Consider the following 13,853-nt stretch of genomic DNA (forward strand, 5'->3'; position numbering starts at 1 on the left):
AGGCGGTTACGCGGGCCCGCCCGAGGCCAGCGCCTTCACCTCCGCGGCCGTCACCGGCTGTCCCGCCACACCCCAATCGCCGCTCTTGATCTCCTCGATCACGACCAGGGTCAGGGGACGCAGGTGCTCACCCTCGACGGCGACGATCGCGTCAGTCAGCTTCCGCACCATCTCGGTCTTCTGGGTGGCGCTGAACACACCCTCGATCACCTTCACGTTGACGAGTGGCATGGGTTCCCCTTCCCCCCGACGCGGTGCACCGATGGCACCTCACGCCGTTCAGCCGACATGCCCCTGGCCGAAGTGGGCAAACGCCTCCTGTTGCTGACGCCCGGCGGAGGGTATGCGCAGGTGGGAGCTCGTGTGAGGGAGAACGGGGGGATCCATGCTGGGGCTGCCTGAGGGGATTCGGGGGTGCCTGTTCGACATGGACGGCGTGCTGACGCGCACCGCCACCGTGCACGCCAGGGCGTGGAAGTCGATGTTCGACGACTTCCTGCGGGCCTGGAGCGAGCAGACCGGCACCGCGTTCGTCCCCTTCGACGCGGGCGCCGACTACGACCGCTACGTCGACGGCAAGAAACGGGCGGACGGCGCGCGCAGCTTCCTGGACGCCCGAGGCATCACCCTGCCAGAGGGAACGCCGGACGACCCGCCCGGCACGATGACCGTGCACGGCCTGAGCAACCGCAAGAACGACCTGGTGCAGGCCATCATCGACCGGGACGGCGTGGACGTGTTCCCCGGCTCCGTCCGCTACCTGGCCGCGGTCCGGGACGCCGGGCTGCGCCGCGCGGTGGTGTCCTCCAGCGCCAACACCGAGCAGGTCCTCGCCGCCGCCGGGCTCGCCGCCCAGTTCGAGGCCCGGATCGACGGCGTCGTGGCCCGGGACCGCCGGCTCGCCGGCAAGCCGGCTCCGGACATGTACCTGGCGGGCGCCGAGGCGCTGGGGCTGCGGGCGTCCGAGGCGGCGGTGTTCGAGGACGCCCTGGCCGGAGTCGCCGCCGGCCGGGCCGGGAGGTTCGGCTTCGTCGTCGGCGTGGACCGGGCCGGGCAGGCGCAGGCGTTGCGCGACCACGGCGCCGACGTCGTGGTCTCCGACCTGGCCGACCTGCTGGAGCCGGGCACGCCGTCCCGGGAGGCCGGATGATCCGGCATCCGGCGTTCACCGTCGAGCCGTGGGCGGTCCGGGAACGGCATCTCGACCTGCGGGTGCTGGCGCAGACCGAGTCGGTGTTCGCGCTGTCCAACGGCCATATCGGGCTGCGCGGCAACCTGGACGAGGGCGAGCCGCACGGGGCGCCGGGCACGTACCTCAACGGGTTCTACGAGGTGCGGCCGCTGCCGTACGCGGAGGCGGGCTACGGGTACCCGGAATCCGGGCAGACCGTGGTGAACGTCACCAACGGCAAGGTGATCCGGCTGCTGGTCGGCGACGAGCCGTTCGACCTCCGGTACGGGACGCTCCACCAGCACGAGCGGGTCCTCGACCTGCGCGCCGGCACCCTGACGCGCACCGCGCACTGGAGCTCGCCGACCGGGACCCCGGTCCGGATCACGTCCACCCGGCTGGTGTCCTTCACCCACCGCGCGGTCGCCGCGATCCTGTACGAGGTCGAGGCCGTCGAGCGGCCGTCGCGCGTGGTCGTCCAGTCGGAGCTGATCGCCAACGAGACCCAGACCTACGAGAGCGGCGATCCGCGCGCCGCCGCCCCGCTGCACGCGCCGCTGGTCGCGGAGGAGAACGTCCCGAGCAGCGACGGAACGGCGATCATGGTCCACCGCACCCGGGCCAGCGGCCTGCGCGTGGCCGCCGGGATGTGCCACGAGATCGACGGGCCGGACGGCACCCGGATCGAGGCCCAGGGCAGCGACGACGTCAGCCGGCTCACCGTCGCCACCCGACTGTCGCCCGGCCAGACGCTGCGGCTGGTCAAGTTCTTCTCCTACGGATGGTCGGCGCAGCGCTCGCGGGCCGCGCTGCACGACCAGGTGGCCGCGGCGCTGGCCTCCGCCCGCCTGGACGGCTGGGACGGCCTGCACGCCGACCAGCGCCGCTTCCTCGACGACTTCTGGGAAGGCGCGGACGTCGAGGTGGACGGCGACGCCGAGGTCCAGCAGGCGGTGCGTTTCGGGCTGTTCCATCTGCTGCAGTCGGCCGCGCGCCTGGAGGAGCGCGCCATCCCGGCCAAGGGCCTGACCGGCTCCGGCTACGACGGGCACGCCTTCTGGGACACCGAGATCTTCGTCCTGCCGGTGCTCACCTACACCCATCCCGCGGCCGTCGCCGACGCGCTGTGCTGGCGGCGGACCACGATCCCCCTGGCCCGCGAGCGCGCGAAGCAGCTCGGCCTGCACGGCACCGCCTTCCCCTGGCGGACCATCCACGGCGAGGAGTGCTCCGGCTACTGGCCCGCCGGAGCCGCGGCCTTCCACGTCAACGCCGACATCGCGCACGCGGCGATCCAGTACGCGGACGCCACCCAGGACATGTCGTTCGAGCAGCGGACCGGCCTGCCGCTGCTGGTCGAGACGGCCCGGCTGTGGTGCGCCCTCGGCCACCACGACCCGGCCGGGCGCTACCGCATCGACGGTGTGACCGGCCCCGACGAGTACACCGCCGTGGTCGACGACAACGTGTACACGAACCTGATGGCCCAGCAGAACCTCCGCGCGGCGGCCGAGGCCGCGGACCGCCATCCGGGCCCGGCGGGGCGGCTCCAGGTCACCGCCGAGGAGATCCGCCGCTGGCGGGACGCGGCGGAGGCGATGTCCGTGCCCTACGACGAGCGGCTGGGGGTCCACCCGCAGTGCGAGGGCTTCACCCAGCACGCGCTCTGGGACTTCGCGGCCACCAGGCCCGACCAGTATCCGCTGCTGCTGCACTTCCCGTACTTCGACCTCTACCGCAAGCAGGTGGTCAAGCAGGCGGACCTGGTGCTCGCCATGCACCTGCGCGGGGACGCCTTCACACCGGAGCAGAAGTCCCGCAACTTCGCCTACTACGAGGCGCTGACCGTCCGGGACTCGTCCCTGTCGGCCTGTACCCAGGCGGTGCTCGCCGCCGAGGTGGGCCATCTGGACCTCGCCTATCGCTATCTCGGCGAGGCGGCGCTGATGGACCTGGCGGACCTGGAGAGGAACACCATGGACGGCGTGCACATGGCCTCGCTGGCCGGGGCGTGGATCGCCCTCGTCTCGGGCTTCGGCGGGATGCGCGCGGGCCAGGGACGGATCTGCTTCGCCCCCTCACTCCCTCCCGGGATCACCCGGCTCGCCTTCCGGCTGCGCTACCGCGGCAGCCTGCTGAGCGTCGGCGTCGCCCCGGAGGCGACGGCCTACCGGCTGCTGCGGGGGCCGTCGATCACGGTGACCCACCACGGGGAGCAGATCGTCCTGGACGGGACGGAGGTCACCCGGCCCAACCCGTCGCGACCGGCGCCGGAGCAGCAGATCCACCAGCCGCCCGGCCGCGAACCGAGCCCGCGCCGTCCCCGGAGCTCCGGCAGCAGGACGGGTGACTAGGGCTCCCCGACCCCCTGCCGGAGGCCTTCCATCAGTTGCAGGGGCTGGAGGACCAGGTGATGTAGCCGCTGAGCCTGCCCCAGGTCGAGACCGAACCGTCGCAGAACTGCGTCCTGACGCCCACCAGGTTGGTGCGCGCGGAGTCGGAGAAGTACTGGGTGTTGCACAGGTAGCCGGCCGGGCAGGCGGGGATGGCGTGCGCGGCGGCGGGGATGGTGGCGAGCGTGGCGGCGGCCAGGACCGCGACGGCCAGTACGCGACGGATCATGGATCGTCCTTCCTGATGCGCAGGGAGAAGGGGGGAAGCAGGACCAGTCCGGGTGCACGGTGCGCACGAATGATCCGTCTCATGGGATGAAAACGCAAGGGGAGCCCCCGGCCGAGCTCCCGCGCAGCCCTCTCCCTGGCGGGCGAGCAGGTGACCGGTCTCGGTGCGCCCGATGAACCACCCGCCGCCCGGCCCGCGCGCCGACGCCGTGCGGCGGCTTCTTCAGCACCCGGCTCAGTGGCGATGGAGCCGGCTGCGATCATCGCACTATGACGATCGCTGCGGTCTACGCCGAGTTCGCCGCGCGCGAGGCGCACGGTGTGTCGCCCACGTACGAACGCCTGGCCTCCGCGGTGGCGCGGGATCTCGACCTCCTGGCCCTGCTCGCCGGGCTTCCGCCGGCCAAACGGCAGCCGAACCTGCTGTTCGGCGTGGTCCGGCTGCTCGGCGGGCCGGTCGACGATCCGGCCGCCTTCCACGAGTACACGGTGGCGAACTGGCCCGTGATCGAGGCGGAGATGCGCACCCGGACCACCCAGACGAACGAGGCCGGACGGTGTGCCGTCCTGCTGCCGGTGCTCAACGCGCTCCCGCAGCCGCTCGCGCTGCTGGAGGTCGGCGCGTCCGCCGGACTGTGCCTCTACCCCGACCGGTACGCCTACCGCTACGGCGATCACCTGGTCGGCTCCGGTGACCCGGTCGTCGCCTGCACGGCCGCCAACCTGACGCCGCCGACCGGCCTGCCCCAGGTGGTGTGGCGGGCCGGCCTGGACCTGAACCCGCTCGACGTGACCGACCCGGCGGACCTGGCCTGGCTCGACGCCCTCATCTGGCCCGAGCACACGCACCGCCGGGCCAGGCTGCGCGCCGCTGCGGCCGTCGTCGCAGCCGACCCGCCGCTGCTCGTCCAGGGCGACCTGGTGGACGACCTGCCCGCCCTGGCCGCGCAGTCCCCGCCCGATGCGACGCTGGTGGTGTTCCACAGCTCGGTGCTGTACCACGTGCCGATGCCGCGACGGATGGAGTTCGCCGAGGCGGTACGCGAGCTCCCCGGGCACTGGATCGCGAACGAGACCGCCGGCGTGGTGCCCTACGACACGCTCCCGACGCCGCCGGGCGAGGCGGACTACCACGTGCTCGCGCTGGACGGGCAGCCGCTCGCCTGGACCCGATCGCACGGCCAGGAGATCACCTGGTTCACGTGATCCCGGCTCGGCGCGTGGCCGGCTCGCTCCCGACGGCGGAGCCGTCCGGCTCTTGCCAGGGGGAGGCCGCAGCCCGATTCTGGAGCGGGGCCACGCGACCGGCGGGGGACGAAGCATGTCTCGACACACAGCATCAGTGGCCGTCACCTGCGTCCTGATCGGCGGCCTGATCTCCGGCTGCGACCAGGGCGACTGCGCCCCGAAGGCGATCGCCGGCGTCTATGAGGCCTATTCGCCCATCGTCCTCGCCGTCCTGCCTGAGGTGGTGCCGAAGGCGATCCCGGGGATCGCGGTCAGCCTCGGCCTGTTCGCGGCGGACGCCCTGGCGCGATACCTCATCGACCACGCGGTCCCGAAGGACAGGACGTGGCTGCTGATCGAGCAGACGCTCCACGGGCAGCAGCGGACCAGCGTGTTCGAGCTCGGCACCGACCACGAGCTCAAGGTCAGCGTGAACGGCGCGCAGCTCAAGCACGTGGACCTCTACGTCAAGGAGCGGCAGATCAAGGTGATCATCCCGCGCGGCACCGCGGCGGAGGTCTCCGTCACCGACGCCGGGAACGGCGACGAGGTCGCGATGCGCGGCACCGTCCCCGGCGACCTGGACGGCTCCTTCGACCTCGACACCGGCCACACCTCGACCGACGACTCTCCCGGCGCCCGCGCGGGGGACGTCGAGATCGAGACGTTCGGCTTCAACGTCGGTCCGAAGCTGGTCAACGGAGCGGCGGCCGCGCTGTTCGCCGGGACCGGCCGGCCCACGCTGCACGCCTGCATGTCCATGCCCGCCGCGGCCTGGACCGGCGAGTTCCGGGACTGGCAGCCGGGAACCCAGGACCGCTCCTGGTGCGTCAGGACCAACGCCGGGCACTACGGCCTCGCCGTCCCGAAGCAGACCGGCGCCTTCTGGATCGGCCCCGCCGCGGACGCCGGCGCCGTCTCCTACCTGCTCTGGGCCCAGCCCGGCCTGCCCGCGGCCCCTGCCACCGCCGTCCCCGCAGCCCAGATGGACGGCTGCTGACGCACGCTTCTGGCCGGTGGAGTTCCGTTACCTCCTGCTTAAGATGGCGATCATGCGTTTCGCCACCCTTGTCGCCACCGCCACGCTGACCTGCCTGCTGTTATCCAGCACCCCGTTGTCCAACGCTGCGCACGCGGCGTCCGCCTTCCCCATCAGGGCCCGGGTTCTGACCGCGAACAAGCTGTACCGTACGGGCGAACTCCGGGCGAGCCAGTGCGCGGAGCGCGATGTCGGTGCGAAGACCGTCGCCTCCGCCAAGCGGTACCTGACCGCAGTGCTGAACTGTCTCAACCGGTCGTGGGGCGCCCACTTCAAGAGGGCGGGCCTGCCCTTCGCCAAGGCCAAGATCGGATTCATCACCAAACCACGCAAGTACTGCGGTTGGCCCTGGGGCTCCGCCGCAGCCACCTACTGCGACGCGGAGCGGCGTTTCCTCGTCCTTCTGGACGACGACATGCTCGACGTCTCCACCAGCCTGTTCCTGTTCGAGACGGCCGTCCACGAGTACGGGCACCACGTGCAGAACCTCACCGGGATCGCCCGCAGCTACGACCGCTACCCGTACCGGAACAAAAGCGAACTGAACGAGCAGAACCGCCGCATGGAGTTGCAGGCGGAGTGCCTGGGCGGGGTGTTCTTCGGCAGCGTCTGGGACTCCTTGACAGAACGCAGCGAGGAAGACTGGAAGATCCTGCTCCAGATGGTGCGCGACAGCGGGGACGAGCAGCAGAAGATCCGCTCCCACGGCAAGGGAAGCAACCGCGCCACCTGGCTCGACAAGGGCTTCCGCACAAGATCCCCGCAGGCCTGCAACACCTGGACGGTCTCCTCATCCCAGGTTTCCTGATCACGGACAGCGCCCGTCCGCCGCACCACCCGCATGGCGCTGCCGCAGCCGGCCGCAGGTCGAGGGGCGACGACAAATCTGACCCTGTTCACCTCGTGGACGCATCACGTTGGGCGGGGCCGCGCGCTGTCCGCGCCCGCCGCTTTCGGCGCGCTGACGCTTGTAGGCGCGCAACGCCGGCCGGGCGGCCTCGGTGGCGGGTTGGCCGGCGTGCCCGGACAGGCGGTGCATGTTCCGCACGGCGGCCAAAGCCTGTTCGATGCTGGCCGGGGCCTGTCCGGCCGTGCACAGTTGCGCGATGTACTCGGCCGGCGTCTGCCCGGTGGCGGCCTGCCGGCCATGCGTGGCGCACCAGGCCGTGAAGGCCGTCCATCGACGAGCGCAGGCGCGGCGGGTGCTGGACGCGCTGGAGGCCAAGCATCCAGTTGCTGCCCAGCACCTGGACGCCGCCTGGGAGGATCTCCTGGCCTTCGCCGCTTTCCCGCACGAGATCTGGTCCAACACCCGCAAGAACGGCTGAACAAGGAGATCGGCCGTCACGCCGACGTGGTCGGCATCTTCCCCGACCGAGCCGCGATCATCCGACTGGTCGGCGCCGTGCTGGCCGAGCAGAGCGACGGGTGGGGCGAAACTCGCTGCTACACGGGGTTGGACGTGCTGGCCAGAGCCCACTGCGTGTCATCCCTGGCGACACATCCAGCCCGGCCCCGATCCCGCAGACACTGACCGCTTAACCTGCAGATACGATCACGCGAAGATCGACTCATCCACCACATCCGTGGACGCGACCCTATGGGCCGGGCCTTACCGACACCCCGCTTCAAGAAGCGTGAAGATCTCCGCTGGTGCGCGGCCCGAGAAGTGCGACAGCTGCAGGTCGCGTCGGCGTACTTGGCTCGTCGAGCATGCTCAGCATTGGATCACCGGCGAACCCGCGACATCGGCGTGGGCGGCAGGAGGGCGGGTGGTGCCGGTGGTCGCCGATCACGTCCGGGCAGGTCGGCCCGCACGCTTGTCTTCCGCGATCTGGTCGAGCACTGCCCGGCCCGCGTCGGTGATGTGCCAGCGGTAACCATTTACAAGATCGTCCCGCTCGTCGCGAATCAGCCCCAGTTCGGCCAGCCGGACGAAGACCGCGCGCATTGTCAGGTCGCCCCACAAGATGTTCACGTCGCCGGTGATCACCGTGTTGTCCCGGATGCGCATCAGGTGCTTGTACTGCCCCTTGGTGAGGTTGATCGGCGTGGCGCTCATCGCTGACCTCCGTGTCGCGTCAGTGCCTGTGGGGGCGGCGTTGATGTGGCGAGCCATGAGGGAGTCGGGGCTGATTCCGGCGAGCAGGGCGACCTCCTCACGGCGCAGGCCGGGCACGCGGCGGGTGCCGCCGGGCGGCAGTCCCGCCTGAGCCGGGGAGACCAGCTCACGCCGGGCACGGAGGTACCTGCCGAGCCGGTTGCCCGATTCCTTGTCGGCCATACCAACACCGTATGCGGTGGGCGTATCTCCAAGGAGGGCCTGTCAGGACCAGGGAGAACGAGGGCTCTGCCACACCCGGCGGATGCCGTCGAGACTGCAGGAGCACTGGAAACGGACGGTGCACATCGCTGTCCGCGCCGCGCGCCCGCACGCCGTCGGCGCCCTGAACCGAAGGGACGATCTCGTGGATCTCTCCAACCGCACCGTTCTCATCGTCGGCGGGACCTCGGGCATCGGGCGGGAGCTGGCCCGGCGGTTCGCAGCGGCAGGCAGCACCGTGGCCGTGGGCGGTCGCAGCCCGCAGGCGTTTGCGGAGCTCGCCGGAGAAGGTTTCGGCACGTTCGGCGTCGACGTCACGGACGGCGCCTCCGTCACGTCCGCCCGCGACGCCGTGCTCGACCGGTACCCCGAGGAGGGCCGATGACCGGCCGGAGGCCGGTGATGCCTCCGGCCGGCGCCGCGCTCAGCAGGAGCAGCCGATGCGCCCGATCCAGGTGCAGCCGACGCTCGGGCAGCAGCGGAGCTTGTACTTCATGCCCTGGGTGCACTCGTCGGTGCACGCCCAGGAGTCGTGGCAGTGCTCGGCGGCGGCTCTGACGCTGGGCACCACCAGGGACACCAGCCTGTCGGTGAGGCCGGTCAGTGACTTGATCATGTCATTCCTTCCTATGGACGAACGGAACGGCCTTGGCGGCCGCGCTCCGCGTGGAGCCGTGCAGAAACCGCGTCACGACCCCGAGGAGGTCGGACTCGGACAGGAAGCCGTAGTCGCGGGAATCGCAGCTGACCTCGGCGTTGTCGCCGAGGACGACGAGGCGGCCGGGCGGGACGGTCGAACGGCCGCCGAGCTTGGAGGCCACGGCAGGGGGCACCGGCTGGCCGGGCAGGGCGGCCACGCGCTTGACCAGAAAGGGGGACGGCTCCGCCGACCGGCCGAAGTGCGGGTTGCTCAGGACGACGATGTCGCCGGTGCTCAGGTCGGCCGCGGGGACGCGCCGGGCGAGCACCCGGTCGCCGTCCCGCAGGGTGGGCTCCATGCTGGGCCCGTCGACGACGACCACCAGCCGGGTACGCCGCAGCCACAGCACGACGCCGGCCACCAGGACGACGATCGTCAGGCCACCGAGGACAGGCAGCGCCGCGTCCTTCACCGGGCCGCCTCCTCGACCTGGTAACCGGCCGACTGGAGCCGGAACAGGCGCTCATACACGCCGCCGGCCTTCATCAGCTCCGCGTGCTCGCCTCGCTCACTGACCACCCCTTCCTCCAGCACGACGATGGTGTCGGCGTCCCTGACGGTGTTGAGCCGGTGGGAGATGAGCAGGCTTGTCCGTCCGGCGCGGTGGGCACGCATGCGGTGGTGCACGTCGTGCTCGCCCTCCGGGTCGAGCCCGGAGCTGGGCTCGTCCAGGATCATCAGGTCGGGGTCGTCGCGCATGAAGCCGCGGGCCAGGGCCACCCGTTGCCATTGCCCGCCCGACAGCACGACGCCGGCGGCCGGGTCCTCCACCTCGTCCTCCCCGAAGAACGCCCTGCTCAGCGGGGTGTCGTAGCCATGTGGCAGCGCCCGCAGCGCGCCGTCGGCGCCCGCCCGCGCACCGGCCGCCTCGATCCTGCGCCGATCGGCGATACCGGACGGGTCGGCGACGCCGATGTTGTCGGCGGCGCTGAAGTCGTAGGTCATGAAGTCCTGGAACACGCAGGCCACGCGCCGCCGCAGCGAGGCGGGGGCCGCCTCGCGCAGGTCCACGCCGTCCCAGGTGATCGTGCCGCGGGTGGGGTCGTAGAACCGGCACAGCAGCTTGACCAGGGTGCTCTTCCCCGCCCCGTTGCGACCGACGAGGGCGACCGACGAGCCGTACGGGATGGTCAGGTCGACGCCGCGCAGGATCCATGGATGGTCGTCGCTGTAGCGGAACCACACGTCGCGCAGCTCGATCCCGCGGCGCAGCGGAGGCAGGGCCCGCGGCGCGGCCGGGATCGGCAGGTCGGGGCCGGTCTGGACGACCGCGAGGAAGTGCGAGAATCCCAGCAGTTCGAAGCGGGCCTGCCCCAGCGAGGAGACGAGCGCCGCCAGGCCGCCCTGGACGGCGGCGACCACCGCGGCGAACAGCGAGACATCACCGACGCTCAGCCGTCCGTCGCGGGCGGCCAGTACGGCCCACACCAGGCCGCCCCCGGCCACCACGGCGGCGAGCCCGCTCAGCAGGCCCTCCGCCCGCAGCTCCACGACGTCCATCCGTCGTTCGGCCGCGTTGATCGCCCGGCGTTCGCCCATCATCCTGCCGCGCAGCAGGCCGCCGCTGCCGAACAGCCTGATCTCCTTGGCCGCCTCCACCGTGCCCAGCAGCCGTGCGTAGAACATCTCCCGGCGTTCGGCGGGGCTTGTCTGCCAGGCCATCCCGGCGCGGCGGCGGGCCAGACGCAGCTGGGCCAGGAGGGACGGCACGGCCCCCGCCACGACGACCGCCGCCATGATCGGGCTGAGCACCGCCAGGGCGCCCACCAGCCCGATCAGCGAGACGCCCGCCCTGACCATGCCGAACGACCCCGTGATCAGGTTGGCTCCCAGGCTGACGGCGTTGCGCCCGAGTCGCAGCCGGTCCAGGAACCGGGCGTCCTCGAAGCGGGCCAGGCCGGTGAGCCGTTCCGTCGCGGCGAAGAGCCGGTCCGTCGCCGTCACGCCGAAGTCGCGGCCGATCTCGCGGCTGAGGTAGCGCTCGCCCTGGGGCAGGACGGCCGCCGCCACCCCGACCGCCGCCAGCGCGGCGGCCTGCGCGGGCAGATCGGGTGACCCGGAGCCGGCCAGGGCGTCGATGACCAGTTTGGTCAGCCAGGCCGCGGTCAGGGGGAGCAGCGCCTCGGCCAGCAGGGTCAGGCCGTACCACACCAGACGACGGGGCGAGGCGGTCCAGGCCATGGCGGCCGCGCGCAGCGCGACGGCCGTCAGCCGGGGGTCGTGGCCGGCCGTCATCGGGCCGCGGCGGGCATGGCCGCCAGGTCGGCGCCGCTGAACAGAACCTCCGAGCCGGGCCCGACGAGGAAGACGGCAGGGAACCCCTCGACGCCGAAGGCACGCTGGACCGGGCCGTCCGGCTCGTCCACCACCACCCGGGCCACGGGCGAGAGCCGTGAGCCGTACTCCTCCACCCCGAAGGGGGCCATGCCGTCCAGAACGGCGAGCACGCGCTCGACGGGCAGGTCGCGGGCGCGTTCGAGGAAGTGGGGGAGCAACTCGGCGCAGGAGTGGCAGCCGGGCGAGAAGAACCCGACCAGGGCGGGCCCGGCCAGCGAGTCGCGGTTGACCTGCGTGCCGTCGAGGGCACGGGCCGTGAAGTCCCCGACCACCGATCCGGCGGGGACCAGGTCACGCCTGCCGCCGCCGGCCAGGAGCGTGTTGAGAGTCTCGGTGTGCTGCCGCAGCCTGCGCACCACCCCGAGCGTGAACACCAGGTTCGTCAGGCCGAGCAGGGTGGCGAACGCCACGAGATACGCCATGCGATCCCTCCGCGATGAGCACATGAGGTGTCCTTCACCGGCGACGCTAGGGGCCGGTGCGGCGGTCACACCTCAACCGCGGGATTGATCTTTCTGCCGGCGGTTCCACCCGTTCCGCCACAGCGTCCACCGCACGGCGGAGGCGATGGGGGAGGAGCCCTACTGACCGGCGATCCGGCCGCCGCGCGGCACCACGAGCCCGATCTCGTAGGCCAGGGCGACGGTCTGCGCGCGGCTCTTGAGCCCCAGCTTGGCCGAGGCGCGGTTGAGGTGGGACTTGACGGTCGCCTCCGTCACCGAGAGGCGCTCGGCGATCTCGGCGTTGGACAGCGCCTGCCCGACCAGGCTCAGCACCTCCAGTTCGCGGGCGGTCAGCTCCTGGAGGGCCGGCGGAAGAGGCGCCGAGCAGGCTTCGGTCCCGGTGTAGGTCGCCACGAGCTTGCGCAGCACGCTGGGCGCGAACAGCATGTCGCCTTCGACCACCGACTGGACGGCCGTCAGCAACCGGCGGGGCGGGGTGTCCTTGAGCAGGAAGCCCGCCGCCCCGGCGCGGAGCGCCGTGTAGACGTACTCGTCCAGGTCGAAGGCCGTGAGCATGATGATCTGCGGCGGCGTGCCGCGCGCCTGGCGCAGGATGCGCTGCGCCGCGGAGACGCCGTCGATCCCCGGCATGCGGATGTCCATGAGGATGACGTCGGGCCGGGCCTCGGCCGCCATGACGACCGCCGCCTCGCCGTCGCCCGCCTCCGCCACGACCTCCATGTGCGGGGCGGTGTTGACGATGGCCGCGAACCCCGCGCGGACCAGATCGTGGTCGTCGACCACGGCCACCCTGATCATCGGGCCGCCGCCGGCGGCAGCGGGAGGACCGCGTCGACCAGGAAGCCACCGTCGGGGGTGGCGGTGGCGACGATGCGCCCGGACTGCAGCTCGACACGCTCGCGCATGCCCACCAACCCTCTCCTTTCATGGACACCGGCCTTCGCCGGGCCGGCCGCGGGTGACCCGGCCTGGTTGCGCACCCGGATCACCAGGCACGACGTGCCGTACCTGACGACCACGCGGGCCTTCGCGCCGCGCGCGTGCTTGAGCACGTTGGTCAACGCCTCCTGGACGATCCGGTAGGCGCACAGGCCGATGTCCGGGGGCACGTCCCGGACCGTCCCGTTGATCGTCAGCTCGACGGGGACGCCCGCCTCGGTGATGCGCTTGGCCAACCGGTCGAGCTGGTCGAGGCCGCAGGGCGGCGGCTCGTCGCCGTCCAGCCGGAGGACCTCCAGAAGCCTGGCGGTCTCCGTCAGCGTCTCCCTGGCGGTGTCGCCCACGCAGGTCAGGGCCCGGCGGGCGGCGGGCAGATCGGAGGCGAGGACCAGCTCGGCCAGCCCGGCCTGCGCGGAGACGACCGACACGTGGTGGGCGATGGTGTCGTGCAGCTCCCTGGCGATGCGCAGGCGCTCGTCGGTGATGGCCCGATGGGTCCGCTCCTCCTGCTCCCGGTCGAGATGCGCGGCGACGGCCGCCAGCAGCCTGGACCGCTCGGCCAGGACGCGGCGGCCGTACCCGGTGACCCCGGCCGCCACCGTGAACGTCACGGCCTGCAGCACGTCGATCCAGACGGCCACGTCGGTGGTGAAGGCCGCGGCGTGGACGATCACGGCGCCGCAGAGCACGAAGGCGGGCGCCAGAGCGGTCCTCGGGGCGTAGGCGGCCACTCCGTACAGGGCGAACAGGACCGCGATGTTGTTGAGGTTGTTCTGGTAGCCGAGCGCGTGGTAAAGGGCCGTGGCGCAGGAGCAGCAGACCAGCACGGCGACCGGCGCCCGCCTGCGCGCCACCAGCGCCAGGTTGGCGCAGGCGGTGAGTACGGTGCCCAGCGCGTCGTGCGGCGCGAACCCCGGCGCGGGCGACAACCGCGCCACACACTGCGACAGCGCGAGCAGCAGAACGGCGGCCGCGCCATCGCTCACCAGCGGATGCCGCCCCAGGAAGGCCCTTGCACGCTTGAACGGCACG

15 protein-coding genes and 1 pseudogene are annotated in these 13,853 nt (G+C 71.9%); 7 read left to right on the forward strand and 9 right to left on the reverse strand.

Annotation, left to right across the window (positions count from 1 at the left end; translation table 11 throughout):
- Positions 1–6: 6 nt before the first annotated feature.
- On the reverse strand, positions 7–231 hold the full coding sequence (locus ACIBST_RS46470) for a 4-oxalocrotonate tautomerase family protein (RefSeq protein ID WP_397179858.1): 225 nt from the start codon (positions 229–231) through the stop codon (positions 7–9).
- A 154-nt stretch (positions 232–385) separates the two neighbouring features.
- On the opposite strand from ACIBST_RS46470, the gene ACIBST_RS46475 reads away from it, so the two are divergent.
- Together ACIBST_RS46475 and ACIBST_RS46480 are read left to right on the forward strand one after the other, a co-directional pair.
- Entirely contained in the window at positions 386–1,150 is a 765-nt protein-coding gene (locus tag ACIBST_RS46475) for an HAD family hydrolase (protein ID WP_397179859.1), read from the forward strand.
- The gene (locus tag ACIBST_RS46480) at positions 1,147–3,525 is read left to right on the forward strand and encodes a glycoside hydrolase family 65 protein (protein WP_397179860.1); all 2,379 of its coding nucleotides are present in this window, start codon (positions 1,147–1,149) and stop codon (positions 3,523–3,525) included. The genes ACIBST_RS46475 and ACIBST_RS46480 overlap by 4 nt, the downstream gene beginning before the upstream one ends.
- 31 nt (positions 3,526–3,556) lie before the next feature.
- Here the strand turns inward: ACIBST_RS46480 and ACIBST_RS46485 are convergent, their stop codons facing one another.
- Positions 3,557–3,793: a DUF6289 family protein gene (locus ACIBST_RS46485; RefSeq protein WP_397179861.1), complete on the reverse strand. Its 237-nt coding sequence runs from the start codon at positions 3,791–3,793 to the stop codon at positions 3,557–3,559.
- Positions 3,794–4,062: 269 nt separating this feature from the next.
- On the opposite strand from ACIBST_RS46485, the gene ACIBST_RS46490 reads away from it, so the two are divergent.
- From ACIBST_RS46490 to ACIBST_RS46505, 4 genes and pseudogenes are all read left to right on the forward strand, one after another.
- Positions 4,063–4,998 (forward strand): DUF2332 domain-containing protein, encoded by a 936-nt coding sequence (locus tag ACIBST_RS46490; RefSeq protein WP_397179862.1) that lies wholly within the window; start codon positions 4,063–4,065, stop codon positions 4,996–4,998.
- Positions 4,999–5,113: 115 nt separating this feature from the next.
- On the forward strand, positions 5,114–6,019 hold the full coding sequence (locus ACIBST_RS46495) for a hypothetical protein (protein ID WP_397179863.1): 906 nt from the start codon (positions 5,114–5,116) through the stop codon (positions 6,017–6,019).
- A gap of 52 nt (positions 6,020–6,071) precedes the next feature.
- Positions 6,072–6,866, forward strand: coding sequence for a neutral zinc metallopeptidase (locus ACIBST_RS46500; protein ID WP_397179864.1), 795 nt, complete (start codon positions 6,072–6,074; stop codon positions 6,864–6,866).
- A 379-nt stretch (positions 6,867–7,245) separates the two neighbouring features.
- Positions 7,246–7,532: pseudogene (locus ACIBST_RS46505) on the forward strand (transposase); the annotation flags it as partial.
- Between the two features lie 318 nt (positions 7,533–7,850).
- Here ACIBST_RS46505 and ACIBST_RS46510 read toward each other — a convergent pair.
- Complete coding sequence (locus tag ACIBST_RS46510) at positions 7,851–8,342, reverse strand: hypothetical protein (protein ID WP_397179865.1); 492 nt, start codon at positions 8,340–8,342, stop codon at positions 7,851–7,853.
- 184 nt (positions 8,343–8,526) lie between these two features.
- Here ACIBST_RS46510 and ACIBST_RS46515 point away from each other — a divergent pair, with 184 nt between their 5' ends.
- Positions 8,527–8,766, forward strand: a complete 240-nt coding sequence (locus ACIBST_RS46515) for an SDR family NAD(P)-dependent oxidoreductase (protein ID WP_397179866.1) — start codon at positions 8,527–8,529, stop codon at positions 8,764–8,766.
- 39 nt (positions 8,767–8,805) lie between these two features.
- On the opposite strand, the gene ACIBST_RS46520 is transcribed toward ACIBST_RS46515, so the two are convergent.
- The 6 genes from ACIBST_RS46520 to ACIBST_RS46545 all read right to left on the reverse strand — a co-directional run bounded on the left by ACIBST_RS46520 (position 8,806) and on the right by ACIBST_RS46545 (position 13,852).
- Positions 8,806–8,997: a hypothetical protein gene (locus ACIBST_RS46520; protein ID WP_397179867.1), complete on the reverse strand. Its 192-nt coding sequence runs from the start codon at positions 8,995–8,997 to the stop codon at positions 8,806–8,808.
- 1 nt (position 8,998) lies between these two features.
- Positions 8,999–9,493, reverse strand: a complete 495-nt coding sequence (locus ACIBST_RS46525; RefSeq protein WP_397179868.1) for a S26 family signal peptidase — start codon at positions 9,491–9,493, stop codon at positions 8,999–9,001.
- Positions 9,490–11,316, reverse strand: coding sequence for an ABC transporter ATP-binding protein (locus ACIBST_RS46530; RefSeq protein ID WP_397179869.1), 1,827 nt, complete (start codon positions 11,314–11,316; stop codon positions 9,490–9,492). Before ACIBST_RS46530 ends, ACIBST_RS46525 begins: the two co-directional genes overlap by 4 nt.
- Entirely contained in the window at positions 11,313–11,840 is a 528-nt protein-coding gene (locus ACIBST_RS46535) for a TlpA disulfide reductase family protein (protein WP_397179870.1), read from the reverse strand. Before ACIBST_RS46535 ends, ACIBST_RS46530 begins: the two co-directional genes overlap by 4 nt.
- 159 nt (positions 11,841–11,999) lie before the next feature.
- A complete protein-coding gene (locus ACIBST_RS46540; RefSeq protein WP_397179871.1) occupies positions 12,000–12,680 on the reverse strand; it encodes a response regulator in 681 nt (226 codons plus the stop codon).
- Positions 12,677–13,852, reverse strand: coding sequence for a sensor histidine kinase (locus ACIBST_RS46545; protein WP_397179872.1), 1,176 nt, complete (start codon positions 13,850–13,852; stop codon positions 12,677–12,679). The genes ACIBST_RS46540 and ACIBST_RS46545 overlap by 4 nt, the downstream gene beginning before the upstream one ends.
- Position 13,853: the final 1 nt, after the last annotated feature.

The sequence above is a fragment of the Nonomuraea sp. NPDC049684 genome (assembly GCF_044465345.1).
GTDB lineage: Bacteria > Actinomycetota > Actinomycetes > Streptosporangiales > Streptosporangiaceae > Nonomuraea.

Bases quoted from the DNA above. Each gene is read 5' to 3' on its own strand.
- ACIBST_RS46470 (WP_397179858.1), bottom strand. From the start codon at position 231: ATGCCACTCGTCAACGTGAAGGTGATCGAGGGTGTGTTCAGCGCCACC.
- ACIBST_RS46475 (WP_397179859.1), top strand. From the start codon at position 386: ATGCTGGGGCTGCCTGAGGGGATTCGGGGGTGCCTGTTCGACATGGAC.
- ACIBST_RS46480 (WP_397179860.1), top strand. From the start codon at position 1,147: ATGATCCGGCATCCGGCGTTCACCGTCGAGCCGTGGGCGGTCCGGGAA.
- ACIBST_RS46485 (WP_397179861.1), bottom strand. From the start codon at position 3,793: ATGATCCGTCGCGTACTGGCCGTCGCGGTCCTGGCCGCCGCCACGCTC.
- ACIBST_RS46490 (WP_397179862.1), top strand. From the start codon at position 4,063: ATGACGATCGCTGCGGTCTACGCCGAGTTCGCCGCGCGCGAGGCGCAC.
- ACIBST_RS46495 (WP_397179863.1), top strand. From the start codon at position 5,114: ATGTCTCGACACACAGCATCAGTGGCCGTCACCTGCGTCCTGATCGGC.
- ACIBST_RS46500 (WP_397179864.1), top strand. From the start codon at position 6,072: ATGCGTTTCGCCACCCTTGTCGCCACCGCCACGCTGACCTGCCTGCTG.
- ACIBST_RS46510 (WP_397179865.1), bottom strand. From the start codon at position 8,342: ATGGCCGACAAGGAATCGGGCAACCGGCTCGGCAGGTACCTCCGTGCC.
- ACIBST_RS46520 (WP_397179867.1), bottom strand. From the start codon at position 8,997: ATGATCAAGTCACTGACCGGCCTCACCGACAGGCTGGTGTCCCTGGTG.
- ACIBST_RS46530 (WP_397179869.1), bottom strand. From the start codon at position 11,316: ATGACGGCCGGCCACGACCCCCGGCTGACGGCCGTCGCGCTGCGCGCG.
- ACIBST_RS46535 (WP_397179870.1), bottom strand. From the start codon at position 11,840: ATGGCGTATCTCGTGGCGTTCGCCACCCTGCTCGGCCTGACGAACCTG.
- ACIBST_RS46540 (WP_397179871.1), bottom strand. From the start codon at position 12,680: ATGATCAGGGTGGCCGTGGTCGACGACCACGATCTGGTCCGCGCGGGG.